This window comes from Rhodoblastus acidophilus (assembly GCF_025961575.1).
GTDB classification, from domain to species: Bacteria; Pseudomonadota; Alphaproteobacteria; order Rhizobiales; family Beijerinckiaceae; genus Rhodoblastus; species Rhodoblastus acidophilus_C.
This window is the reverse complement of sequence record NZ_JAOQNX010000001.1, coordinates 25,094-48,033: the sequence shown is the minus strand read 5'-3', so window position 1 is coordinate 48,033 and position 22,940 is coordinate 25,094. Positions and strand designations below refer to the sequence as shown.

The following is a 22,940-nucleotide window of genomic DNA, read 5'->3' as shown; positions in this document are numbered from 1 at the left end:
GGCGTAATGCCGGGGAGCGGCGGAGGGGCGATTGGACGAGCGATTTGTCACGGCGGTCGAGGCGATCTACCAGGCCGCGCCCAACCCCGCCCTTTGGCCGGAGGCGCTCCAGGCCATGGCGGATTGTTTCGACGATGTCGGCGCCGTGCTGCTCTGGCATCGCGACGACGGCAGTTTCGGCGCGATCGCGTCCCCAAGCCTTGCCGAGGCGCAGAAGGATTATATCGCCAACGGCTGGTCCCTGCGCGACACCCGCAGCATCCGCGCCATCGAGAAATCCTACTGGGTTCACAGCGACACCGTTTGCGATCACGACGTCATCTCCGAACAGGAAATGGACGAGGACCCTTTTTATCGCGACTTCCTGGCCCGCTACGGATTGAAATGGTGCGCGGCCGTCGGCGTCTCGCCCGACCCGCAAGTGGCCGCCGGCGTCAGCATTCAGAGGGTGAGCGGGAAGCCGGCCTATGGCGCCGCGGAGATCGACATGCTCGGCCGGCTCGGCCGCCATGTCGAAAGCGCGTTGCGCCTGAGCCTGCGTCTGCTCGACGCCGAGCTGGTCAAGGACAGCCTCGGCGAGGCCTTCAACCGGGTCAATATCGGCATATTCGTGCTGGATTCGCTAAGCCGCGTGATCTTCTCCAATCTCGCCGGACGCGATTTGGCGGGCCTGTCCGTCGTCGACGCGCGGCTGCTGGCGCCTTCGGGGGCGGAGCAGAAGGCGCTGCAGGCGGCGATCGCCGCCAGTTTGCGCGCGACCGTTCCGGAGGGGGCGACGCCGCCCAAGCCGATCCTGATCCATCGCGACAACAGCCGCACCCTGGTCGTCTATGTCATGCCCGCGTCGAACGCGCCCGATCCGCGCCAGGCTTTTCTCACCCATGCGCGCGCCATCGTGCTGGCGATCGATCCGGACGCCGATGCGCCCGCCGATCCCGCCGTGGTGCGCGATCTGCTCGGCCTGACGCTCGGCGAGGCCCGCATCGCCGCGCTGGTCGGTCACGGCATGGCGCCCAAGGATGCGGCGGGCCGGTTGGGCGTCACCGAGGAAACCGCGCGCACCGTGCTCAAGCGCGTGTTCTCCAAGGTCGGGGTGTCCCGGCAGAGCGAATTGTCGACGCTGCTGTCGAAGCTGGTGCTCAGATAGGTGCGGCGTTTGGGCCTTGTTGAACCGCGCGCCGGCGCGGCGTAGGTTTTTGGCGCGCCGGGCGATTTCAACCGGCGCGGATCGCGCGAGGGACCTGGTTTTGGAAAAACGACAATCGCCGGGGGACGGCTTTGATTGGCAAAAGCCGCATCATTCGCCGCTGTTCTGGATCGGGGTGGCGCTGTTCCTCGCCGCTCTGGCCGTCTATCTCTGGTCGCAGGACCTGTCGACCGTCCCGCAGGTGTGACGGGGATGGCGCCGCACTCAAAAATCGCTTCGGGCGACGTGACCAATGACCTTGCGGTCTGAAGCCGAAACCAGCCGGGCCTTGCGTCTCGATGGGCGTGGGCGACTGCGCGAGGCGACGCGGGCCGCGCACGAGCGGCTGCACGGCCAAAAATTGCTGGCGCCGCTGGCGGATGGGTCCATCGGTTTGGCCGCCTATCGCGCGCTGCTGGCGCGGCTTTACGGGTTTCATGCGCCGCTCGAAGCTTTTGTTGCGGCGAGCCCCTGGGCCGGTCGCGTCGACGCGGCGCTGCTGGCGCCGCGCGCGCCGCGGTTGCGACAGGATTTGCTGGAGCTGGGGGTGGAGGCGGCGGAGTTGGCGCGCTTGCCTAGGGTTGGGTCCTCCGGTTTGCCCGAGCTGGGGGATTACGGGCGCTTTGTCGGCTGCCTTTATGTGCGCGCGGGCTCGACGCTCGGCGCGCGGCTGCTGGCCAAGGCGCTCGATCCGCTGCTGGGCGCCGGCAATGTCTTGGGACGCGGGTTTTTGGCCGGCGGCGACGGGGCGGACCTGCAATGGCGCGCTTGCTGCGCCGCCATTGATGGGGCGACGGCTGAAGGGTGTTGGGACTCCATGCTCGCCGGCGCCGACGAGACTTTTGCGGCGCTGGAGGCTTGGTTGGACGCGGCCTCTTGAGTTGATCTCGAAGCTGCTGGGGACGCGCCCCTTGACGCGGCCTCGGCGAGGACGAGGACCGCGTCGCCGTGGCGACCTGATGCTTTCCTGACGACATCGGGGCTCACGCCCCAGCCCCTCACCCCAGCCCTCTCCCCGCTAAAGCGGGGCGAGGGGGCAGATCGAGGCTGCGCCTGACGAACAGCTCCTTTAAACGGCCTCGGCGAGCCCCAGGCGCGAGAGTTCGTCGCGCATCAGCTCTTGCGAGACCGCGCCGCCGAAGACGAAATCCGCCGTTTGCCGCGCCAAGGATGGGGCGAGCAAAAATCCATGGCGGAACAGGCCGTTGATGAAGATCGTGCGGCCCTCGACAATGATGCGCGGCAGATTGTCGTGGAAGGCCGGGCGCAGGTCCGAGCCCATTTCCGCAATCTCCGCTTCCGCCAGCGCCGGATGGATGGCGTGGGCGGCGTTGACCAGATCGACGATCGAGCGCGCCGTGACGCGGCGGCGCTCCTCGTTCTCGATCTGCGTCGCGCCGATCATGAAATTGGCGTCCAGACGCGGCACGACATAGACGGGGTGGCGGGGATGCAGCAGGCGGATCGGCCGGGAGAGGGCGATGTCTTTGGTGTTGAGCACCATCATCTCGCCCTTGACGCCGCGCAGGCCTCTTAAACGGTCGCGCGCGGCGAAACCGCGACAGTCCACGGTCCAGTCGGCCTCGCCGTCGGCGTCGCCGGCGTCCATGCCGAAGCGGAATCGGGCGTTGGACATGGCGGTGAGCCGGCGCGCGATGGCGTCGAGGGCGACGCGCGGATCGAGATGGGCCTCTTTCGGGAAGAACAAAGCGCGGGAAAAGCGGCCGGCGAGATCGGGTTCGAGTTCGGCGAGGCGGTTGCCGCCGATTTCTTCGAACTCGGCGGTGCGGCGGGCGAACTGGCGCAAATCCGCCTGGTCGCGCGGGGTGGCGACGACGAGGCTGCCGCGCGTCTCCGCCACCGGCACCGTGTGGGTCCAGTAGACCAGCGCCTCCATGCCGAGGCGGGCGACGAGGGGTTCGGCCGAGTCCAGCTCGCACCAGGGCGCGACCATGCCGCCGGCGTACCAGGAGCAGCCGCGTCCCGGGCCTTCCTCGCGCTCGACGATCTCGACTTCCGCGCCGCGCCGGGCGAATTCATAGGCCGCCGTCAAGCCGGCGACGCCCGCTCCAATGATTCTGATGCGCATCCGCGCCTCCTCCATATGTGGATCGGGACGGATGAGGGGCGGACGGGGGGTGAGCAAAAAAAACCCGGCGAACGCCATCCCTCCGCCGGCATGATCCGGATCAGGTTTTGGGGATCGCCGCGCTGCGCGAAAATTTTGGTGTTTTCGCGCCAGCGGCCTCTCAGCTTTTTGGCAAAGCTCTCCCTGGCCATGCACATGGTTCCGCTTTCGGCGGGCGGGCGTCAAGGGGTGGCGCGTCGGTTTCGCGTGATGCGACGAAACGCCGCTTTATGGCCCGGGGCGCGCCGGCAGTCGTGGACGCCCTCGCCCTTCGAGACGCCGCTGACGCGGCTCCTCAGGGTGAGGGCTCCTTTATGGGCCGGTCGACTTGTATTGCGAGGCGGACTTGTATGGCGAGGCGGACTTTTATTGCGAGGCGGACTTGGCCGTTTTCAGCAGCAGGGCGCGTCCTTGCGGCAGGTCGCGCAATGCGCGGATTCGATCACCGGGATGCGCGCGCCGCCCGAGGGGCTTTGGCGCGCGATCTGGCAACCGGGGTCGCCGTCGAAGAAATAGCCGATTTGCCCGCGCCCCTGAACCTTCGCCTGGTAGAGCGCGATGTCGGCGAAGCAGACGATCTTTTCGATATGGTCGTCCGCCTTCGGAAAGATCGTGGCGGCGCCGATGGCGGCGACCACCGAGCCCTCGGCGCGCCGCGACTCGTGTTCGACCAGGGTCGCCAGCTTTTCAGCGAGCCGCAGCGCATCGCCGCGGTCGGCCTTTGGCGCGGCCACCGCGAAAATGTCGCCGCCGTAATGGACCATGAACTTGCCGCCGCGGTCGGCCTCGCGGGCGATCGTGTCGCCCACGGCGACCAGCAGGCCGCGGTCGGCTTCGGTGGCGGCGCGCCCCTGTCCGACATCGATCAGCAGCAGCGAAATCGGGGCGCCCACGCTTTCCGCCTTGCGCCAGGAGCGCACCAGGCCGTCGTCGAACTTGCGCCGCCGGCCCATGGAGGCGAAGCGGGTGAGGATCGGGCGGCGGTCGTGCGGCGCGTCGGCGGCGACGCCTTGGACGAAGCGGGCGAGACGGTCGATGTCCTTGATGGTGACGCGGTCGTTGACGATCTGCACGCCCTGGTCGGCGAGATGGACCAGCGAGCGCGAAAAACTCTCGAGCTTGGCGCCGACGAACCGGGCGATCAGCGTCTTGCTGAAGGGCAGCGCGAAATTTTTCGCTTCGCCCGTCAGTTCGGCCTGCTGGAGGAGGAAGCCGGCGATCCGCTGCGGCACCGAGCGGGTCTTGAGCTGCTCGATCTGCTCAACAAGCCCCTTGTTGGCGGCCGACGACAGGTTGAGCAGGGTGAAGGCCAGCTCCGGGCGGCGCAGGATGGCGTGGCGCAGGGTTTGCGCGTCGAGCCGCGCGACCCGCGCCGACGACACCGCTTCGGCGATCACGTGGTGATGGCCGTCGCCGAACATCGACGGTTCGAAATAGACCTGCAGCGCGGAGAGCAGGCCGATGACCTCATGCTCGTGGCTCGCCGTCTCGCGGCACAATTTGAGGCATCCGGACAGGACGACGTAAAGGGCGTCGGCCGCCTCGCCCTGCCAGAACACCATTTCGCCGCGGCGGTAGTCGCGGACCGAACCCGAGGCCGCCAGCAGGCTGCTCAGGTCGGGTCCCAGAAGCTGGAACAGGGGGGAGCGCAATGCGGCGCTCAGCTCTCGCGACTCCATGGTCAAAAGCCCCAAAAAATTTAAGCCACATTACCACGCTTTAGATGGAACCCAGTTTGACTATGGTCAAATAATGGCGTTCTCAAGACCTTGGGGAAGGTTGTCGCGCATTTCCGGTCGGGCAGGGGACAGGAACGCATTGCCCTGGAGACGGACGCCTCTTGCCGAGGCGGCGTGCGCAATGCGATCCAGTCCCCGGGAGGAGATCGTGTCGTCCAAACGAAACAGCCTTGGCGCGCTCGCGCTCCTCAGCGCCCTCATGGGCTTTGCGTCCATTTCCACCGATCTCTATCTGCCGGCGCTGCCCGCCATGGCTCAGGTTTTGGGCGCGGGGGCCGGGGAGATGGAATGGACCATTTCCGGCTTTTTGATCGGCTTCAGCCTGGGGCAGCTCGTCTGGGGGCCGCTGAGCGACCGCTACGGGCGGCGCGGGCCGGTCGCCGCCGGGCTGGTGATTTTCGCTCTGGGCTCGGGCGGCTGCGCTTTGGCGACCAGCGCCGGGCAGATCGTCGTCTGGCGCGTGGTTCAGGCGGTCGGGGCCTGCGCCGCTGTGGTGCTGTCGCGCGCCATGGTCCGCGATCTCTATGAGGGCGAAAAATCGGCGCAGATGATGTCGACGCTGATGACGGTGATGGCGGTGGCGCCGCTGCTCGGGCCGCTGGTCGGGGCGCAGATCCTGGCTTTCGCCTCGTGGCGCGCCATTTTCTGGGCGCTGGTCGCCGTCGCGCTGGTCACGCTCGCGGCGCTGACGGTTTTGCCGGAAACCTTTCCGAGGGATCGCCGCGCCAAGGAGTCTTTGGGCGCGGCGTTTCGCGGCTACGGGCCGCTGCTGCGCGACCGGCGCATTCTCGGCTTCGCCGCCGCCGTCTCCTGCTTCTATGTCGGCGTGTTCGCCTATCTCGCCGGCGCGCCCTTCGCCTACATCTCGTACTACGGCGTTCCGCCAGGGTGGTTCGGGCTGCTGTTCGGCGCGGCGATCCTCGCCATCATGATCGCCAATATGCTCAACGTCCGGCTCGCCCCGGTTTACGGCAGCGCGCGGCTGCTGCGGGCCGGCGGGCTCGTCGCCGGCGCGGCGGGGCTGGCGCTGGCTTTCGCCGGTTTTTCCGGGGCCGGGGGGCTGGCGGGGCTGGTCGCGCCGCTGCTGGTGTTCAACGGCGCCAGCGGGCTGATCGTCGCCAATGCGCTCGCCGGCGCCCTGGCGCAGCGGCCCGAGCGCGCCGGGTCGGTGTCGGCCTTGGTCGGGGCGCTGCATTACGGTTCCGGCATTCTGGGGTCCGGCCTGGTCGGCGCGTTCGCCGACGGGACGCCCCGGCCGATGAGCCTGATGGTGGCGGCGGCGGGCGTGGGGACCGCCCTCTGCGCCTGGACGCTGGTGCATCCTGCTCAAGACTAAGAGCAAATTGTCGCATGTTGAGGCGCCCTGCTGAAAAAAATGACTTGGGACAATGGGGCTCGGAGACCTGCTTGCTAAGGCTCGTGGCGCACTTCGTGTCCCATTGAGAGCAGACAGGAACGTCCATGGCTCACATCAAATTCTATTCCGGCGAGGAAGTCCCGCTGGAGATGCACAAGGTCCGCATCGTCCAGAAGCTGAGCCTGCCGCATATCGAGCGCCGTCTGGAGGCGCTCAACGAAGCCGGCAACAACACGTTCCTGCTGAAAAACGCCGACATCTATCTCGACATGCTGACCGATTCCGGCGTCAACGCCATGAGCGACCGGCAGCTCGCGGCGATGATGGAATCCGACGACAGCTATGCGGGCTCCGCGACATTTACAAAGCTGGAAAACAAGATCCGCGACATCTTTGGAACGGAGTATTTTCTGCCCGTGCACCAGGGTCGCGCGGCGGAAAACGTTCTTGCAAAAGTGTTCGTGCGGCCGGGGCAGGTCGTGCCGATGAATTATCATTTCACCACCACCAAGGCGCATATCTGCGTCAATGGCGGTTCGGTGGATGAGATCATCATCGACGAGGGTCTGGAGGTCACCAGCGCCAATCCGTTCAAGGGCAATATGGATGTCGCCAAGCTCGAGGCGATCATTGAAAAACGCGGCGCCGAAAACATCGCTTTCGTCCGCGTCGAGACCGGCACCAATCTGATCGGCGGCCAGCCGCATTCGCTGGAAAACCTGCGCCAGGTCAGCAATGTCTGCAACAAATATGGCGTGATGCTGGTGTTCGACGCCAGCCTGCTCGCGGACAATCTCTATTTCATCAAGACGCGCGAAGAAGCCTGCAAGCAGATGAGCGTGCGGGAGATCACCCGCGCCATCGCCGATCTCTGCGACATCATCTATTTCTCGGCGCGCAAGCTCGGCTGCGCGCGCGGCGGCGGCATCTGCACCCGCAACCGCGACCTCTACATGAAGATGCGCGAACTGGTCACGCTGTATGAGGGGTTCCTCACCTATGGCGGCATGTCGGTGCGCGAGATCGAGGCGATCACCGTCGGTCTCGACGAGACCATGGACGAGGACATGATTTCGCAGGGGCCGCAGTTCATCGCCTATACGGTGAACGAGCTGAACCGCAAGGGCGTGCCGGTGATCACGCCGCCGGGCGGCCTGGGCGTGCATCTCGACGCCAAGCGGTTCGTTTCGCATGTGCCGCAGGCCGAATATGCGGCGGGCGCGCTGGCCTCGGCTCTGTTCCTGGTCAGCGGCGTGCGCGGCATGGAGCGCGGCTCGGTGTCGGAGCAGCGCGACGATGACGGCAACGAGGTCTATTCCAATATGGAATTGCTGCGGCTTGCCGTTCCGCGGCGCGTGTTCACGCTTTCGCAACTGAAATACGCCATTGACCGCATCGTCTGGCTCCACGAGAATCGCGCGCTGATCGGCGGGTTGAAGTTCGTCGAGGAGCCCAAGATGCTGCGCTTCTTCTTCGGCAAGCTCGCGCCCACCAGCGACTGGCAGCACAAGCTGATGGCGAAGTTCAGGGCCGATCTGGGCGACAGCCTGTAAGAGTTTGGAGCCGCCGCGCGCGGCGGCTCCGCAGGTCGGCCTTGACGGTCTTGGCCGGCCTGCGAATCCCGGGAATGATCGAATGCGTTTCGGCGATCGGGCGGGCCACGCCCTGGCTCTCCCCAATCATGTGCGCGCGACGCTTTGGCGCGAGAGTTTCTTGCTGGTCCCGGTGGCGACCTGCGCCGCCTTCTGGAGTTTTGGCCCCGCGCTGCTCGCGGATCTGGACCAGCCGCTCAAACTTGGGCTGATCTTCCTGTGGCTGTTCGGCGTGATCCTGGCCTCGTCGCTGGGCGTGGTGCGCCATGCCGAGCATCTCGCTTTGCTGCTGGGCGAGCCCTATGGCACGCTGATCCTGACCCTGTCGGTCACCGCCATCGAGGTGATGAGCATTTCCGCCATCATGCTGCATGGCGACAACAATCCGACGCTGGTGCGCGACACGCTGGTTTCGGTGATCATGATCATCCTCAACGGGATGGTGGGCCTGTCGCTGCTGCTGGGCGCGCTCAGGCATCGCGAGCAGCACTATAACCTGCAGGGGGCGAACGCCTATCTCGGCGTGATCATTCCCCTGGCGGTGATGACGCTGGTCATGCCCAATTACACCACGACCACGGCGGGCCCGACGCTTTCGCTCGCGCAGGAGCGCTTCCTGGCGGTGATGGCTGTCGCGCTCTATGTCGCCTTCCTCATGGTGCAGACCGGGCGCCACCGCGGCTATTTCACCGGGCCCGGCCAGATCGAGCACCAGGGCAAGGTCGAGCCGGCGGGGAGCCGCTCCATCGCCTTTCATGCGGTGATGCTCGGCGCCTTCATGCTGCCTGTCGTCTATCTCGCCGAAAAGCTCGCGCATCCCGTCGACTATCTGATTGAGACCCTGGGCGCGCCCGCCGCTTTGGGCGGCGTCGCCATCGCGGTCCTGGTGGCGACGCCGGAGGCGATCGGCGCCACCAGCGCCGCCGTTCGCAACCAGATGCAGCGCTCGATCAATATTTTCCTCGGGTCGGTGCTGTCGACGATCGGGCTGACCGTTCCCGCCATGCTGGTGGTGAGCCACTGGACCGGCCGCCACATCGAATTGGGCGTCGAGCATTCCGATTTCGTCATGCTGCTGCTGACCCTGGGGGTGAGCGTCGTCACCTTCGCCAGCGGGCACACCAACATCTTGCAGGGGATGGTGCACCTGCTGCTGTTCCTGGCCTTCGCGCTGCTGATCTTTCAGGGGTGAGCGCGCCGCTTCAGGTGAGGACAGCTTTGCTTCAGGCCAGGACTTGGCGTTCCGCGCTGAGCTCCCAGGCGGCGTCGAACAGCGCGTGGACGTTTTCGGGCGGCGTGTTGATCGGCAAAGCGCAGCCCATGCCGAGAATGTAGCCCTTGGGATTGCCGACGCCTTTTTCGAAGCAGGCGCGGGCGTTGGCGCGGACATCGGCGGGGCCGCCGTTGGCCATGACCGCGGTCGGCCGGATGTTGCCGACCAGCCCCACGCGGTCTCCCACTTTTTCGCGCGCGGCGGCGAGATCGACTTCGTCGTCGACGCTCAACACGCTCGCCCCGGTGTCGGCCATGTCGGGCCAGATGTGCGAACTGTCGCCGCAGATGTGCAGCGAGGGGCCGCCGCCGGTCAGCTCTTTCACCGCGTCGACGATCTCGGTGAGATAGGGTTGCGCAAAGGCTTGGAATTGCCTGGCGCCGATCAGCGTTCCCGAGGCCATGGGTTCGGCGAGGCCGATACGGGCGCCGAGCGCAATGACTTCGCGGATGAAGGGGATGGTGGAGTCCGTGGCGATCCGCAGGGCGCGATGGGCGGCCTCGGGCGCCCGGCGCAGATCGCGCAAGAATTGGTCGGGACCGCGCAAATAGGCGGCGGTGGTGAACGGGCCGGCGGTGGTCAGCGATATCGGCACGCGGTCGCCGGCCTCGTCGAGCACGATCTGGGTGGCTTCGAGAAACAGCGGCAGGCGGCCGTCGCGCCTGGGATCGGCGATGCGCAGGCCATCGAGATGGTCGGGCGTCGGCGCGGGATGTTCGATGACATAGGCGGTGTTGTCGGGGAAGGCCAGTTTGGCGCCGATGGCTTCCGCAATGCCGGTGAGGCCGGGGCCGGTGTTGATGAGGTCGACGCCATAGAGTTTTTGCGCGGCGAGCTGGCCCCTGGCCATCAGTTCGGCGGATTGCTGATAGTCGCCGACGGTGACGCCGATCACCCGCGCCGCATGGTCGCTCATCAGCAGGAAGACGGGGATGCGGTCATAGGGCGCGCCGGAGAGCGCCGCGGCGACACGCTCGCGGGAGGTCATCGTTTCCTTGTGGGTCATGGTGTTTCGTCCGAATCGATGCGGCCGTCCGCATCCCGGTCCTGGCGAGTCGGCGGCCTGTTCGTTGCGCTCCGGCGCGAGAGGCCGGCGGAGCGCGAGTCGTTTATATTTTGTCTATCGATAATATAGATTATATGGCGTCAACAATCCAGGCGCAGCTTCGCGACAGATCGCCGCGACGGGCAGGAGGGAGCGGGGGAGCTCGTTTTGACGTGGGCGGCGCCGGAGCTGTTCTTGTTTTGGGCGCGGTGGCGGACGAGACGCAGGCGCAACGCGCCATAACCATTCTTCTTGGGACCGCGCTTACTACCACCATTCCCGCCATCCTCGTCGTGAGCGGCAAGAAGGGGTGGGATGGGGGCACGAGAATGATTGACGGCTCGCGGTTTTGCGAGGAGTCTCGCGCGAACAGAACTATGAAGTTTCTTTCTTATCGACGGCACGACTGATGTTGTCGACGATGCAGCCCGCGCGGGAGTAAAGCTCGTCGAACGTTATGATCTCTGGCGCTCGCGTGTTTCTTCTAAAGAGCTCGAAGCAGGTGATCTTGTCGTCATTGTTGGCAATTTGTTTCATGTTTCCGGCCACGAGAAAACTGCGCGGTTCAATCGCGTAGACAGAATTGCCTGTCCGGGTGCCGAGTTCGTCCTTCAGCTCATCGCGATAGTGGTCGCGCCCGAATTCAAAGGTCGTTTTTTGAACCTGCGTGACGGCACCAGCAATCTCATCAGACACGCTCCAGCACCCGGCTCTGTAAATGGTTTTTTGCAAGAGTTCGGTGCTGCTTTTTTGATTTCCACCAGCACATATTGGCTCACCTCCGCGCGCGTAAGCATCAGCCCGTCTGCGCGTTTGCCGGGTCGATCGAAAGTATTTCCTGTGGTTGTGGCCTCAAGTTTTTTTGAAACCTTGTCGAGAAAAACGTAGTTCAAGCCATGGCCAAATATCCACGGGTTCCGCTCGAAGAAGTCCTGCCAATTCGGCTCGGACGCAGTTTCGGCTTCCAGCATGTCCTTGAATTCGGCTAGCGCTGCGCGCTTGGCGGCGACCGCGTATATGTCTTGATGCAGGTCCGGGCTTTTCGCCAGTTCGCTTATAAGCGCACCGCCTTTGGTGCTGCTTAGGAGCGTCCCGAGCGCACCGACATGCAAATTTTCTAGAGAGAGCCGCGTTTTCTTTGCATCGCTTAGATCGAGGCTGGCTATTATGGATAGGAATTCTTTAATTTGTTTTAGTTGAAATTGATTGACCTGAACATGTCCGGCAGGCTGCCAGCCGTGAGTTCTGTGATGTTGTAGTTTGGTGATTTTGAAAGTGCCGAAATTTCCCCTGTCGCCGACATGAAAGGCGGAAACAGCTAGCTTGCATCTCGAAGTAACATCAATCTCGCCGATAACCTCTTCACTTTCACCGGCGATTGTTGCATAGACGCCCGTGGCGCCAGGGTTCGTGTAAAGATGGTCCGGCCTACGATTGGCCAGAATTTCGACTTCGTCGACCATGTCAAACTCACTGAGAACAACGCGATATTATGAAAGCCTTCTTGGCACCATCAACTGGGATATTTCTTTGTCCTTGGGGGCAATGAGAAGGTAGCCTATAGTCAACGGAATGGGCGTCTTATTTTCCCAGTGAACGCCGACCATTTTTGTTGAACGTGAGCCTTGGTAGACCGCCACGTCGAGTGCTTCCAGCTCGCGCAGCATATTTTCCATTTCCTGCGTGTAGCGGAGCTTGTCCGAGAAAGAGATATTGTCCCATACGTCAACCATGTCGCGCAAGTAATCGAAGAGACATGCTGCCTTCTCTTTCGCCTGAAGCGAGATCGCATCATCACAATGGAGCAAGGTCGCCTCGGAAGTTGCAGCGAGCGCAGAAAGGGAGTGTCCATTCGCGACACGCTTCACGACGACCGGAATGTGGTCAGGAAACTCCTTTTGGAAATCTTCGATTTTTTGACTACGCGCCCCGTCCAGCAATTTCATAATGGCAGCAACGGATTCGGGATCGTCGAAAACGTCTAGGTTTTGATAGCCGAGGCCGCGCGCCAGGCTTCGACGGGTCGTAATCGAGACGGGTTCTCCCGCCTCAATACGCTGTATTGTGCGGGTCGTGAGGTTGGAGTTCGCGGCGAGCGCCTCTTGTGACCAGTGCATGGTTGTGCGGATGCACTTTGTCCAGAAACCCAAAATTTTTGGGGGAAGTGTGAGAGTTGCGGCTTCCATTGTCTGCCTCGCGCTGTTTGCTTTCCCCCATATCTACCGGTCGACCTGCGGATTGGGACACGACAGTACCCCGACAGCTGCCCGAAAAGCCGCTGTCCCGAGATATGAATTTTACATCACGGCGGCTCGGCCTGCAGCATTGTTGAACTCCCCTCAAATTACGGAATCACTCACTTATGATGGTATTTTTTTGGTCTTGTCTTATTGCCCTTAAGAGCGTATTTTTCGAAATATTCTACTCCTGATTGAAATTGCGTCGCGCAAAACCGCTCAAAACTGATGAATTTGTGCAAAAAACACGCGATTTTTGACGAAAAACAAGCGATTTTCGCGTCTGCATCCTCCGGGTTGTGGAGGCGGGGCTGGATGGTTAATGGGGTTTGTCGCGCTCGGCATGGGCGTGCTGGTTGGGAATAGGCATTTGTAACAGAGGGTTGGGCGAGGGGTGTCTTCTCCGGCATGTTTCACGTGAAAACAAAACATGAACATTTTTTCGACATATTGATGGTTTTGGCGGATTTCGGCGTTTTCACTTTTCGAAAATTGGGCTTGAAGCGCCTTGGCGCTCGCCAAGCGGAGGCGTGGATTGCTTCGCTCCGCTCGCAATGACGGCATCCAGGTGGTTGCCGTCGCGCTATGCTTCCACGCTCTGCAGGCGACGAACCCGTCCATCCCGCGCTTCCCAACCTTCTCCCGTAAGGGGGCTGCGGAATAACGCCATAGTCCCCCTCACCCCCGCCCTCTCCCCGCTCGCGGGGCGAGGGAGCAGATGCGTGGACCGCGCCCGCCCTTCGATGCTTCGACGGGCTCAGCACTGCTTCGCAGGCTCCTCTGGGCGAGGGCTACTGAATTGTTGTCGCTTCCTCAACTGCCGACGCTGGCGCCGTCAAAAAATCTTTTTGCATCACGGCGAGGTCGATGCCTTCGACGAGCGCTGTGCTCAGGCCGTCGAAGGGGAAGGGGAGGCGTTCGCCGGTCAGCGCGTAGCCGCAGCGCTCGTAATAGGCGATCAGTTCGCTGCGCAGGCCGATCACCGTCATGGTCATGCGCGTCACGCCCCAGAGACGGCGCGCCGTCGCTTCCGCCTGCTCCATGAACCAGCGCCCGAGCCCGCGCCCCTGCAGACCGGGGCGGATGACGAACATGCCGAGATAGCCGACGCCGTCGCCGACCTTTTGCAATTGCACCGAACCGATCAGGGTGGCGGCCTCGAAGCAGAGCAGAAAAATTGTGTCCGGCTCGGCCATGAGTTTTGCGAGACCGGGTTCGTCGATGCGGCGGCCTTCCAAAAGATGCGCTTCGGTGGTCCAGCCGTTGGCGCTGCCGCCGCGATAGGCCGAGTTGATCAGAGCGGTCACGGTCGGGATGTCGGCGGCTTGCGCCGGGCGCAAGGTGAAGGCGGAATAAGGGTCCATTTTCGTCTCGCAGGCAAAGGACGCATGTTTTTTCTTTTTTACGCGCGCGCGAAACGAGTCGCCAAATGTTTCCTTGCCCCGCGTCCGCGGCCCGGCTATCAGCCCGCTTCCCCGCCGCCGTGTTGCGGCCCCCACCCGAGGATTTTTTCGACTTGAAGAACCCGACCGCCATCGGCGTCGATTTCGGGACGACCAACAGCGTCGTCGCCCTTGCAGACGCCTCCGGCGACGTCTTGGTGCGTCGTTTCGAGACCCCGAACGGGTCCGTGGACGCCTATCGCTCCGCGCTATTGTTCTTCCGCGAGGGCGCGCGCGTAAAGCACGTGTCCGGGCCGGCGGCGCTCGACCGGGCGCTGGACGTGAATGGCGAACACCGGTTTCTGCAATCGCTGAAAACCTATGTGTCGAGCCCGGTGTTTTCGGACACGCGGCTGTTCGGAAAAAAATTTCTGATCGAGGATTTGATCGGGGTGTTTCTGGCCGACATTCTGCCAGAGGATTTGCGCGGGCTGCCGATTGTGTCCGGGCGGCCCGTGGTGTTCGCGGGCGAGCGGCCGGACGAGGGGCTGGCGCTGGAGCGGCTGAGCGCCGCTTATCGCAACGCCGGGGTCGAAAAGGTCGATTTCGCCTATGAGCCGTTTGGCGCCGCCTATACCTACGGGCGCACGCTGACGCGGCCCGAGACCGTGCTGGTCGCCGATTTCGGTGGCGGCACCAGCGATTTTTCGGTGATGCGATTCGATCCCGGCGGCGGGGCGCTGAAGGCCGACGCGCTGTCACATGCGGGTGTGGGCATCGCCGGCGACACGTTCGACTTCCGCCTGATCGACAATCTGGTGTCGCCGCGGCTCGGGCGGAACTCGTGCTATCGCTCGTTCCAGAAACGCCTGCCGATGCCGGCGCGCTATTACGCGGCCTTCGCCCAATGGCACAAGCTGTCGCTGCTCAAGAGCGCCGACACGATGGCGGAGCTGCGCCGGCTGGCCAAGGACGCCGAAAATCCTGACGAGATCGAGAGCCTGATCGAGATCATCGATCACGATCTCGGCTACGAGCTTTATCTCGCGGTGAGCCGGCTGAAGGCGGAGCTTTCGAGCGGCGAGGGCGCGCCGTTCCGGTTCCGCGCCGCCGGGTTGGAGATCGACGAAGTTGTCGCGCGGAAGGATTTTGAAAGCTGGATCGCCGAGGATGTGGCGAGCCTCGACGCCACCATCGATCTGGCGCTTGAACGGGCTGGCGCCGGGCCTGCGGACATCGATGCGGTGTTCATGACCGGGGGCACGTCCTATGTGCCCGCCGTGCGTCAATTGTTCGCAGGGCGGTTCGGCGCGGCCAAACTTCGCTTCGGCGACGCTTTTTCCTCGGTGGCGGCGGGACTTGCGTTGGTGGCCGCGGATCGGGTGCGTTAAAAGTCGCAATCGACGGGCAGGCTGTTCTGTGACAGACACGTATGTGCAGCCTGGGAGTCCGCGTCCCTGGCTTGCGCCGGACAAGAATAATGACAGCCGATCACGACACTTTTCTGTCGCGCGCGCCGCTGTTCGTGGCCATGGGGCCGGAGCTCGCGCGCTCGATCGTACAGAACCATACCCCCCGCTCCTGTGAGCGGGGCGAGGAGATTTATCGCCAGGGCGACGCCGCCGATTCCTGCTTTTTCCTGATCGAAGGCTGGGTCAAGGTGTTTCGCCGGGGAGAACAGGACGAAGAGGTTGTCGCCATCTACTCGGCGGGCGACACGTTTGGCGAATCCGCCATGTTCGTCGGCGGGCATTATCCCGCCTCGGCGCAGGCCGTGTCGCCCGCGCGCGTGCTGGAAATCGACGGCGCCGCCTTGCGCCGCATCCTGCTCGAGAATCCGCAGGTCGCCTTCAGCATGCTGGCGTCGTTCTCGGATCATCTGAAACATCTGGTTGCGCAGATCGATCGGCTGAAGCCGCGCTCCGACGCGGAGCGGATCGCCGATTTCCTGCTGGCGCAGACCACGGAAACCGCCGGCGCCGTCACCATCGCGCTGCCCTATGAGAAGCCGCTGATCGCCAGCCGCCTCGGCATGAAGCCGGAGAATTTTTCGCGCGCCCTGGTCCGGCTGAGGGACCACGGCGTCAAAGTGTGCCGCGACGATGTCCTGATCAGCGACGTCGGCCGGTTGTCGCGCTATGCGGCGCGCCCGCCCGTGGGTGAGGCGAGTTCAGGCGGATAGCGCGTCGCCGCACAGCCGGTCGTAGGCGGCGAGCTTCTTCGCCGCCGCCGCGGTCGGCGGCTCCGCGCCTTCCACCGCCGCCACGCAGGCGCTGATGACCGGGTCTTCCGCCATGCGGCGTGGCGCTCGTCGGCCGGAAGCGTGTTGAGCAGCGGGCACAGATCCGGGTCGAACCGACGTCCTGATGTCACTTGTTCGCACATGTCCTGCCCTCCTGAACGCTGTCGTCGTTCTCGCTTTGCCCTTAACAAAAGTCAAGTCATGCCTTGAGGCGGCGTGCCGACCTGCCTCTTGTTTGCGCAAGCACAACGTTTTGGGATGCGCCCGGAGCGACACACGTGTCGTCGGCGCTGAAGCGCAACGAAGCGTTCGCCGACCATGTCGGGGGCGCGAACCATGTCGACTCACGCGATCACGCACCAGGAGCTCGGGTCTGCGCCAGCCGATGGAGTCGATTGGGCTCAGCCGCTCACCGCGCTGATCTGCGACGAACAGGCCCAGGCTGAAGCCGCGTTGCGCGGGATCGCCGCGCAGGCGAAGGGACGCGGTCTGGTGGTCGGCGGCGCGCTTCCGGAGGCGGGGGCGTCGCGCAGCGGCCGCTGCGACATGGTGCTGTGCGATCTGTTCAGCGGCGAGGCGTCAAAAATTTCCGAGGATCGCGGCGCCTTGGCGCGCGGCTGTCGGCTGGATCGGGACGGGCTCGCTCGCGCCTGCGCGCTGATCCACGCCAATCTGCATGCGTGCGATCTCGTGCTGCTCAACAAGTTCGGCCGGGCCGAGGTCGAGGGCGGCGGGTTTCGCACCGTGATCGCCGACGCGCTGGCGCTGGGCGTTCCGACGATGGTCGGCGTGCCCCGCCGCAATCTCCAGGACTGGCGCGCCTTCGCGGGCGATCTCGCGCTGGAGCGCGATGTGGCCTTTTGGGGCCTGTCATGACGCGCGTCGACGACAGGATTCTTTCGCGGCGGGCGTTGTTTGGGCTGCCGCGTCCTTCTGTGGGTTCGCCGCGCATCGTCCGCGTCAGCGCCGCCTGCCTCGAAGCGCGTGGAACTGCCTGTCGCGCCTGCGAAACCGCTTGCGATGAAGACGCTCTGGTTTTTCGGCCCGTTGGCGGCGGCAAATCCCTTCTTTCCATTGCCGCCGATCGCTGCACCGGCTGCGGCGCCTGCCTGCCCCCTTGCCCGGCGCGCGCCCTCACTTTGTCCGAGGAGACAAGCGCATGAACATTTGCGGCGTTCTCGTCCACGCCCATCCCCAAAAAATCGACGCGGTGGCGGCGGCGCTCACCGAAATTCCCGGCCTCGAAATCCATGCGCGCGGCGCGGGCGGACGCCTTGTGGTGACGCTCGAAGATAATGCGCGCGGCCTTGCGCTGCATGGGGTCGAAAACATTCACCGGACGCCGGGCGTGGTCGCGGCGTCGCTCGTCTATCACCAGTTCGAACCTGATTTGGCGCAGGACGCGCCCGTCGCGGAGTTTTAGCCATGCTTGAGCAGACCAGACGCGAAATGATCAAGGCGGCCGCGGCCGCCGCGGCGGCGTCGGCGGGCGGCATCACGCTCACCGAAAGCACGGCGCTCGCCGAAACGGCCGACGGCATCCGCTGGGACAAGGGGGTTTGTCGCTTCTGTGGCACCGGCTGCGGCGTCATCGTCGGCACCAAGGGCGGTCGCGTCGTCGCGACGCAGGGCGATCCCGACGCTCCCGTCAACCGCGGCATCAACTGCATCAAGGGCTATTTCCTGTCGAAAATCATGTACGGCGAGGATCGGCTGACCCAGCCGATGCTGCGCATGAAAAACGGCCAGTTCGACAAGAATGGCGAGTTCACGCCGGTGTCGTGGGAGACGGCGTTTTCGACCATGGCCGACAAATGGAAGGCGGCGCTCAAAAAGGGCGGCTCCAACAATATCGGCATGTTCGGCTCGGGCCAGTGGACCATTTTTGAAGGCTATGCCGGCGTCAAGCTGATGAAGGCCGGCTTCCGCTCCAACCATCTCGACCCCAATGCGCGTCACTGCATGGCGAGCGCCGTCGCCGGTTTCATGCGCACCTTCGGCATTGATGAGCCGATGGGGTGTTACGACGACATCGAGCATGCCGACGCCTTCGTGCTCTGGGGCTCGAACATGGCGGAGATGCATCCGATCCTGTGGTCGCGCATCACCGATCGGCGTCTGTCGCACGAGGGCTGCGAGGTGCATGTGCTCTCGACCTTCGAGCATCGTTCCTATGAGCTTGCCGACAATGCGCTGACGTTTCGGCCGCAATCGGACCTCGCCATCCTCAACTTCATCGCCAATCACATCGTCAGCACCGGCGCAGTGAACCAGGATTTCGTCGACAAGCACGTGGCTTTTACGCGCACGGTGGAGGACATCGGCTACGGTCTGCGGCCCAACAATCCGCTGGAGGAAAAGGCGGCGAACGCCTCGCACAAGGCCGGCAAGGACGGAAAAGATCCGGCCGGCATGACCGACATTTCTTTCGAGCAGTACAAGGAGCTGATCTCCAAATACACGCTGGAGGCGACCGCCGAAATTTCCGGCGTCGAACCCGACAAATTGATGCGGCTGGCGCGGCTTTACGCCGATCCCAAGAAGAAAATCGTGTCCTATTGGACCATGGGGTTCAATCAGCACACGCGCGGCACCTGGGCCAATAATCTCATCTACAATGTGCATCTGCTGACGGGCAAAATTTCGGAGCCGGGCAATGGGCCGTTCTCGCTCACCGGCCAGCCGTCGGCTTGCGGCACGGCGCGTGAAGTGGGGGTGTTTTCACATCGCCTGCCGGCCGACATGCTCGTGGCCAATCCCAAGCATCGCGAGATCGCCGAAAAAATCTGGAACCTGCCGGCGGGGACCATTCCGGAAAAACCCGGCTATCACGCCGTGCAGCAAAACCGCATGCTGAAGGACGGCAAGCTCAACGCCTATTGGGTGCTGTGCACCAACAATATGCAGACCGGCGCCAATATGGATGGCGAAACCTATCCGGGCTACCGCAATCCCGACAATTTCGTTGTCGTCTCCGATCCCTATCCGACCGTGACCGCGCTCGCCGCCGACCTGATCCTGCCCACGGCCATGTGGATGGAGAAGGAAGGCGGTTATGGCAATGCCGAGCGCCGCACCCAGGTCTGGCGCCAGCAAGTCCACGCGCCTGGCGAGGCCAAATCCGACCTGTGGCAGATGGTCGAGTTCTCGAAATATTTCAAAGTTGAGGAGGTCTGGCCGGAAGAGCTCGTTGTGAAGCGGCCCGATCTGCGCGGCAAGACTCTGTTCGACGTGCTGTTCGCCAATGGTTCGGTCAACAAGTTCGGCGTCGAGACCTGCCAGCAGGGTTTTGACAATGACGAGTCAAAACACTTCGGTTTTTATCTGCAAAAGGGGCTTTGGGAGGAATACGCCTCGTTCGGGCGTGGCCATGGCCATGATCTCGCGGAGCTGGAAGTTTATCACAAGGCGCGCGGGCTGCGCTGGCCGGTGGTCGACGGCAAGGAGACGTTGTGGCGGTTCCGCGAGGGCTACGATCCCTATGTGAAGGCCGGCGAGGGCGTGAAGTTTTATGGCAAGCCGGATGGCCGGGCGCGTGTGATTTTCTGCCCGTATGAAGCGCCGGCGGAATCGCCGGACAAGGAGTTTGATCTGTGGCTGGTGACCGGCCGCGTGCTCGAACATTGGCACTCCGGTTCGATGACGCGACGCGTGCCGGAACTGCACCGCGCCTTCCCCAGCGCGCAGGTGTTCATGCACCCCGAAGACGCCTCCGAGCGCGGCTTGCGGCGCGGGCAGGCGGTGAAGCTGCAAACCAGGCGCGGCGAAGTGGTGTCGCGCGTCGAGACCAAGGGACGCGACAAGCCGCCGCGCGGCGTGGTCTTCATCCCGTTCTTCGACGAGACGCAGTTGGTCAACAAGCTCACGCTCGACGCCACCTGTCCGATCTCCAAGGAGACCGATTACAAAAAGTGCGCCTGCAAGATCGTCTCGGCTTGAGGAGGCTGAACAATGGCCGCCGGAGCCAATATGACGCGTCGCGGTTTGTTGCGCGACGCCGCGCGCGGCGCTGCCGTCACGGGCCTGTGCTCCGCCGGATTTTTCGGGCTCGTGCAGCAGTCGCGGGCGCTGGCGCCCAATTTTTTGCGCCCGCCGGGGGCGTTGGCCGAGGCGGATTTTCTCGCGGCCTGCCTGCGGTGCGGGTTGTGCGTGCGCGCCTGTCCCTATGACATTTTAAAACTTGCGGATTTCGTCGGGGCCGCCGCCAACGGCACGCCCTATTTTGTCGCGCGGAAAATCCCTTGCGAGATGTGCGAGGATATTCCGTGCGCAAAAGCTTGTCCGAGTGGTGCGCTCGATCATGCGCTGGAAAACATCGACGATGCGCGCATGGGCGTCGCGGTCATCACCTCGCGCGAAACCTGTCTCAATCTCCAGGGGCTGCGCTGCGATGTGTGTCATCGCGTCTGCCCGCTGAGTGGCAAGGCGATCACGCTGGAGGATCGCCACAATGCGCGGACCGGCAAACACGCGATCTTCGAGCCGGTGGTCCACGCCGACGCCTGTACCGGTTGCGGCAAATGCGAAAAAGCCTGTGTGCTGGAGGAGGCGGCGATAAAAGTGCTGCCGTTGGCTTTGGCCAATGGCAAAATCGCGGCGCATTACCGACTTGGCTGGGAGGAGAAGAAGAAGGCTGGTCACGAACTCGTGCCCGGAATCGGCGGCCTGCCGGTGCGCCGGCCGGAGGGCGCGCCATGACATTCGAGCGCATTCCCGGCGTCGCCGCCACGGCGCGACGCGGCTGGTTCGCCGCGCATAAATTTTTGCTGCTGCGCCGCCTGTCGCAACTTGGGTTTCTGGCGTTGTTTTTGACGGGGCCGTGGTTCGGTCTGTGGATCGCCAAGGGGACTCTGGCGTCGAGCCTGACGCTGAATGTTCTGCCGCTCACCGATCCGCTGGTCGCCTTGCAGAGTCTTTTGGCGCGCCATGTCCCTGAGGCGCGGATGTTGACCGGCGCCGCCATTGTGCTGATTGCTTATCTGCTGCTCGGCGGGCGCACGTTTTGCTCGTGGGTCTGCCCGATCAATCCGGTGACGGATTTAGCCGGTTATCTTCGGCGTCGGTTCGTCGAGGGCAAGGGGCTGATCCTAAAACCGGCGACGCGGTACTGGGGTCTTGGCGGCGTGCTGCTGGCTTCCGCCGTGACCGGCTCCATCGCCTATGAAGTCATCAATCCGGTGACCACGTTTTGGCGGGACCTTGTGTTCGGCGGCGTCGCCGGCCTCGTCATGGCCGCGATGATCTTCCTGTTCGACCTGTTCGTCGCCAAGAACGGGTTTTGCGGGCATCTCTGCCCGGTCGGCGCCTTTTATGGGCTGATCGGCGCCAAAACCGTTTTGCGCGTGTCGGCGCGCGGGCGCGAAAACTGCGACGACTGCCTCGACTGTTTCGCTGTCTGTCCCGAGCCGCTGGTCATTGCGCCCGCGCTGCGCGGAAAGGACTCCCCCGTCATCCGTTCCGGCGCCTGCACGGCGTGTGGCCGCTGCGCCGACGTCTGCTCCGAACACATTTTTGTCTATGCGACGCGCTTCGACCGCCGCGTCGAGTCCCCTCTCAAAACGGAGAGCCAAAATGGCTGATTACACAGGCTTCTGGAGAAGTCTCATCCAGGCGGCCGCGGCCGCGGCGATCGTAGCGGGCGTCGGCGTCAGCTTTGGTCACGCGCAGGACAAGCCGAAGCCCGGAATCGTCAAAAGCCTGCGCGGCGATGTCGGGCTGGAGGAGGTTAATCCCGCGCCCGACGTGGTCAAGCAGCAGACCCCGTCCGACGGCCAGTTCGGCCGCGCCTATCGCCAGCAGCCGCCGCTGATCCCGCACCGGATCGACGGCTATCAGGTCAGCCGCGATTTCAACAAATGCATGAGCTGCCACGACTGGCCGGCCAATGTGAAGGCGGGCGCGCCAAAAGTTTCCGAAACCCATTACGTGGACCGGCAGGGCAACAGGCTCGACAAGATCGCCGGCACGCGCTTCTTCTGCACGCAATGCCATGTGCCTCAGGCCGACGCCAAGCCGCTGGTCAACAACGTGTTTGAGAACGCCACGGAAGTCGGAGGCCGTCATGAGTGAGGGCAAATTCGCGCGTCTGTGGCGCTGGTTCTGGTCGCCGCCCGCGCGCTGGTCTCTCGGCGCCCTGCTGATCCTCGGCTTCGTCGGTGGAATCGTGTTTTGGGGTGGGTTCAACACCGCGCTGGAGGTCACCAACCGCGAGGAGTTTTGCATCGGCTGCCATGAGATGAAGAACAATGTCTATCAGGAGCTGCGCAACACCGTTCATTACACCAACCGCTCGGGCGTGCGCGCGACCTGTCCGGACTGCCATGTGCCGCATGACTGGTTCGCCAAGATGAAACGAAAAATTCAGGCGTCGAACGAGGTGCTGCACAAGATTTTGGGCACCATCGACACGCCGGAGAAATTCGCCGCGCATCGGCTCGAACTCGCCACGCATGAATGGCGGCGGATGAAGGCGACCGATAGCCAGGCCTGCCGCAACTGCCATAACTTCAAGCAGATGGATTTTTCGGTGCAGGAGAAGCGCGCCGCCGACGCGCATCAGAGCGCGTTCGCTGCGGGAAAAACCTGTATCGATTGCCACAAGGGCATCGCCCATCGTCTGCCCGATCACGCGATCGAGGCGGCGGCGGTGCTCGACAAGGAAATGGCCGGGCAGGGCGGCGACATCGAGGCCTATCTGAAATCGCTGAAGGAGGCCGCGCCCTCGCCATAAACCCTCCGCGCGCCTCAAGGGGCGCGCAA

Annotated in this window: 22 protein-coding genes, 1 pseudogene and 1 riboswitch; of the genes and pseudogenes, 16 read left to right on the top strand and 7 right to left on the bottom strand. The window is 63.8% G+C overall.

Translation table 11 applies throughout. The annotated features are described in order from the left end of the window. The first annotated feature begins 31 nt into the window (after nt 1-31). From M2320_RS00190 to M2320_RS00180, 3 genes are all read left to right on the top strand, one after another. Complete coding sequence (locus tag M2320_RS00190; RefSeq protein ID WP_264595578.1) at nt 32-1,147, top strand: helix-turn-helix transcriptional regulator; 1,116 nt, start codon at nt 32-34, stop codon at nt 1,145-1,147. 100 nt (nt 1,148-1,247) lie between these two features. Then, nucleotides 1,248-1,394, top strand: coding sequence for a hypothetical protein (locus tag M2320_RS00185; protein ID WP_264595577.1), 147 nt, complete (start codon nt 1,248-1,250; stop codon nt 1,392-1,394). A gap of 45 nt (nt 1,395-1,439) precedes the next feature. Next, complete coding sequence (locus M2320_RS00180; RefSeq protein ID WP_264595576.1) at nt 1,440-2,066, top strand: biliverdin-producing heme oxygenase; 627 nt, start codon at nt 1,440-1,442, stop codon at nt 2,064-2,066. Nucleotides 2,067-2,255: 189 nt separating this feature from the next. On the opposite strand, the gene M2320_RS00175 is transcribed toward M2320_RS00180, so the two are convergent. Beyond that, on the bottom strand, nt 2,256-3,275 hold the full coding sequence (locus M2320_RS00175) for an FAD-dependent oxidoreductase (protein ID WP_264595575.1): 1,020 nt from the start codon (nt 3,273-3,275) through the stop codon (nt 2,256-2,258). Nucleotides 3,276-3,335: 60 nt separating this feature from the next. Further along, nucleotides 3,336-3,469, bottom strand: a riboswitch (TPP riboswitch). A gap of 237 nt (nt 3,470-3,706) precedes the next feature. Further along, nucleotides 3,707-4,993, bottom strand: a complete 1,287-nt coding sequence (locus tag M2320_RS00170) for a GGDEF domain-containing protein (RefSeq protein WP_264595574.1) — start codon at nt 4,991-4,993, stop codon at nt 3,707-3,709. A gap of 208 nt (nt 4,994-5,201) precedes the next feature. On the opposite strand from M2320_RS00170, the gene M2320_RS00165 reads away from it, so the two are divergent. From M2320_RS00165 to M2320_RS00155, 3 genes are all read left to right on the top strand, one after another. Continuing rightward, on the top strand, nt 5,202-6,389 hold the full coding sequence (locus tag M2320_RS00165; RefSeq protein ID WP_264595573.1) for a multidrug effflux MFS transporter: 1,188 nt from the start codon (nt 5,202-5,204) through the stop codon (nt 6,387-6,389). Between the two features lie 125 nt (nt 6,390-6,514). Further along, nucleotides 6,515-7,963, top strand: coding sequence for a tryptophanase (locus M2320_RS00160; protein WP_264595572.1), 1,449 nt, complete (start codon nt 6,515-6,517; stop codon nt 7,961-7,963). A gap of 82 nt (nt 7,964-8,045) precedes the next feature. Further along, nucleotides 8,046-9,194 (top strand): calcium:proton antiporter, encoded by a 1,149-nt coding sequence (locus tag M2320_RS00155; protein ID WP_264595571.1) that lies wholly within the window; start codon nt 8,046-8,048, stop codon nt 9,192-9,194. 31 nt (nt 9,195-9,225) lie between these two features. Here M2320_RS00155 and M2320_RS00150 read toward each other — a convergent pair whose 3' ends face one another. From M2320_RS00150 to M2320_RS00135, 4 genes and pseudogenes are all read right to left on the bottom strand, one after another. After that, nucleotides 9,226-10,281, bottom strand: coding sequence for a uroporphyrinogen decarboxylase family protein (locus M2320_RS00150; protein WP_264595570.1), 1,056 nt, complete (start codon nt 10,279-10,281; stop codon nt 9,226-9,228). Between the two features lie 414 nt (nt 10,282-10,695). Beyond that, a pseudogene (locus M2320_RS00145) lies at nt 10,696-11,291 on the bottom strand (Shedu immune nuclease family protein). A 519-nt stretch (nt 11,292-11,810) separates the two neighbouring features. Next, nucleotides 11,811-12,506 (bottom strand): helix-turn-helix transcriptional regulator, encoded by a 696-nt coding sequence (locus M2320_RS00140; RefSeq protein ID WP_264595569.1) that lies wholly within the window; start codon nt 12,504-12,506, stop codon nt 11,811-11,813. An 842-nt stretch (nt 12,507-13,348) separates the two neighbouring features. Further along, on the bottom strand, nt 13,349-13,921 hold the full coding sequence (locus tag M2320_RS00135; protein ID WP_264595568.1) for a GNAT family N-acetyltransferase: 573 nt from the start codon (nt 13,919-13,921) through the stop codon (nt 13,349-13,351). A 152-nt stretch (nt 13,922-14,073) separates the two neighbouring features. Between M2320_RS00135 and M2320_RS00130 the strand changes: the two genes are divergently transcribed. Together M2320_RS00130 and M2320_RS00125 are read left to right on the top strand one after the other, a co-directional pair. Then, nucleotides 14,074-15,330, top strand: coding sequence for an Hsp70 family protein (locus M2320_RS00130; protein WP_264595567.1), 1,257 nt, complete (start codon nt 14,074-14,076; stop codon nt 15,328-15,330). A gap of 89 nt (nt 15,331-15,419) precedes the next feature. Continuing rightward, on the top strand, nt 15,420-16,121 hold the full coding sequence (locus M2320_RS00125) for a Crp/Fnr family transcriptional regulator (protein ID WP_264595566.1): 702 nt from the start codon (nt 15,420-15,422) through the stop codon (nt 16,119-16,121). Here the strand turns inward: M2320_RS00125 and M2320_RS00120 are convergent. Then, entirely contained in the window at nt 16,110-16,235 is a 126-nt protein-coding gene (locus tag M2320_RS00120) for a hypothetical protein (RefSeq protein WP_264595565.1), read from the bottom strand. The two genes, M2320_RS00125 and M2320_RS00120, sit on opposite strands and share 12 nt — an antisense overlap. A gap of 282 nt (nt 16,236-16,517) precedes the next feature. On the opposite strand from M2320_RS00120, the gene M2320_RS00115 reads away from it, so the two are divergent. Genes M2320_RS00115 through M2320_RS00085 form a run of 8 tightly spaced genes read left to right on the top strand, consistent with a single transcriptional unit; the run spans nt 16,518 to nt 22,911 of the window. Beyond that, nucleotides 16,518-17,057, top strand: a complete 540-nt coding sequence (locus tag M2320_RS00115) for a DUF2478 domain-containing protein (protein ID WP_264595564.1) — start codon at nt 16,518-16,520, stop codon at nt 17,055-17,057. Continuing rightward, nucleotides 17,054-17,344 (top strand): 4Fe-4S dicluster domain-containing protein, encoded by a 291-nt coding sequence (locus M2320_RS23325; protein WP_425540640.1) that lies wholly within the window; start codon nt 17,054-17,056, stop codon nt 17,342-17,344. Before M2320_RS00115 ends, M2320_RS23325 begins: the two co-directional genes overlap by 4 nt. After that, nucleotides 17,341-17,604, top strand: coding sequence for a chaperone NapD (locus M2320_RS00110; RefSeq protein WP_264595563.1), 264 nt, complete (start codon nt 17,341-17,343; stop codon nt 17,602-17,604). Before M2320_RS23325 ends, M2320_RS00110 begins: the two co-directional genes overlap by 4 nt. 2 nt (nt 17,605-17,606) lie before the next feature. Further along, nucleotides 17,607-20,120 carry a nitrate reductase catalytic subunit NapA gene (gene napA, locus M2320_RS00105; protein ID WP_264595562.1) on the top strand — a complete coding sequence of 838 codons (2,514 nt, stop codon included), beginning with the start codon at nt 17,607-17,609 and terminating at the stop codon, nt 20,118-20,120. Nucleotides 20,121-20,132: 12 nt separating this feature from the next. Next, nucleotides 20,133-20,879: a ferredoxin-type protein NapG gene (gene napG / locus M2320_RS00100; protein ID WP_264595561.1), complete on the top strand. Its 747-nt coding sequence runs from the start codon at nt 20,133-20,135 to the stop codon at nt 20,877-20,879. After that, nucleotides 20,876-21,760, top strand: a complete 885-nt coding sequence (gene napH / locus M2320_RS00095; RefSeq protein WP_264595560.1) for a quinol dehydrogenase ferredoxin subunit NapH — start codon at nt 20,876-20,878, stop codon at nt 21,758-21,760. The genes napG and napH overlap by 4 nt, the downstream gene beginning before the upstream one ends. Then, nucleotides 21,753-22,250 (top strand): nitrate reductase cytochrome c-type subunit, encoded by a 498-nt coding sequence (locus tag M2320_RS00090; protein WP_264595559.1) that lies wholly within the window; start codon nt 21,753-21,755, stop codon nt 22,248-22,250. Before napH ends, M2320_RS00090 begins: the two co-directional genes overlap by 8 nt. Further along, complete coding sequence (locus M2320_RS00085) at nt 22,243-22,911, top strand: NapC/NirT family cytochrome c (RefSeq protein WP_264595558.1); 669 nt, start codon at nt 22,243-22,245, stop codon at nt 22,909-22,911. The genes M2320_RS00090 and M2320_RS00085 overlap by 8 nt, the downstream gene beginning before the upstream one ends. The last annotated feature ends 29 nt before the right edge of the window (nt 22,912-22,940 follow it).

Coding starts and splice junctions, on each gene's coding strand:
- napG (WP_264595561.1), top strand. CDS start 20,133: ATGGCCGCCGGAGCCAATATGACGCGTCGCGGTTTGTTGCGCGACGCC.
- M2320_RS00090 (WP_264595559.1), top strand. CDS start 21,753: ATGGCTGATTACACAGGCTTCTGGAGAAGTCTCATCCAGGCGGCCGCG.
- M2320_RS00135 (WP_264595568.1), bottom strand. CDS start 13,921: ATGGACCCTTATTCCGCCTTCACCTTGCGCCCGGCGCAAGCCGCCGAC.
- M2320_RS00175 (WP_264595575.1), bottom strand. CDS start 3,275: ATGCGCATCAGAATCATTGGAGCGGGCGTCGCCGGCTTGACGGCGGCC.
- M2320_RS00125 (WP_264595566.1), top strand. CDS start 15,420: ATGACAGCCGATCACGACACTTTTCTGTCGCGCGCGCCGCTGTTCGTG.
- M2320_RS23325 (WP_425540640.1), top strand. CDS start 17,054: ATGACGCGCGTCGACGACAGGATTCTTTCGCGGCGGGCGTTGTTTGGG.
- M2320_RS00180 (WP_264595576.1), top strand. CDS start 1,440: ATGACCTTGCGGTCTGAAGCCGAAACCAGCCGGGCCTTGCGTCTCGAT.
- M2320_RS00110 (WP_264595563.1), top strand. CDS start 17,341: ATGAACATTTGCGGCGTTCTCGTCCACGCCCATCCCCAAAAAATCGAC.
- M2320_RS00120 (WP_264595565.1), bottom strand. CDS start 16,235: ATGGCGGAAGACCCGGTCATCAGCGCCTGCGTGGCGGCGGTGGAAGGC.
- napH (WP_264595560.1), top strand. CDS start 20,876: ATGACATTCGAGCGCATTCCCGGCGTCGCCGCCACGGCGCGACGCGGC.
- M2320_RS00140 (WP_264595569.1), bottom strand. CDS start 12,506: ATGGAAGCCGCAACTCTCACACTTCCCCCAAAAATTTTGGGTTTCTGG.
- M2320_RS00150 (WP_264595570.1), bottom strand. CDS start 10,281: ATGACCCACAAGGAAACGATGACCTCCCGCGAGCGTGTCGCCGCGGCG.
- napA (WP_264595562.1), top strand. CDS start 17,607: ATGCTTGAGCAGACCAGACGCGAAATGATCAAGGCGGCCGCGGCCGCC.
- M2320_RS00155 (WP_264595571.1), top strand. CDS start 8,046: ATGCGTTTCGGCGATCGGGCGGGCCACGCCCTGGCTCTCCCCAATCAT.
- M2320_RS00160 (WP_264595572.1), top strand. CDS start 6,515: ATGGCTCACATCAAATTCTATTCCGGCGAGGAAGTCCCGCTGGAGATG.
- M2320_RS00085 (WP_264595558.1), top strand. CDS start 22,243: ATGAGTGAGGGCAAATTCGCGCGTCTGTGGCGCTGGTTCTGGTCGCCG.
- M2320_RS00115 (WP_264595564.1), top strand. CDS start 16,518: ATGTCGACTCACGCGATCACGCACCAGGAGCTCGGGTCTGCGCCAGCC.
- M2320_RS00170 (WP_264595574.1), bottom strand. CDS start 4,993: ATGGAGTCGCGAGAGCTGAGCGCCGCATTGCGCTCCCCCCTGTTCCAG.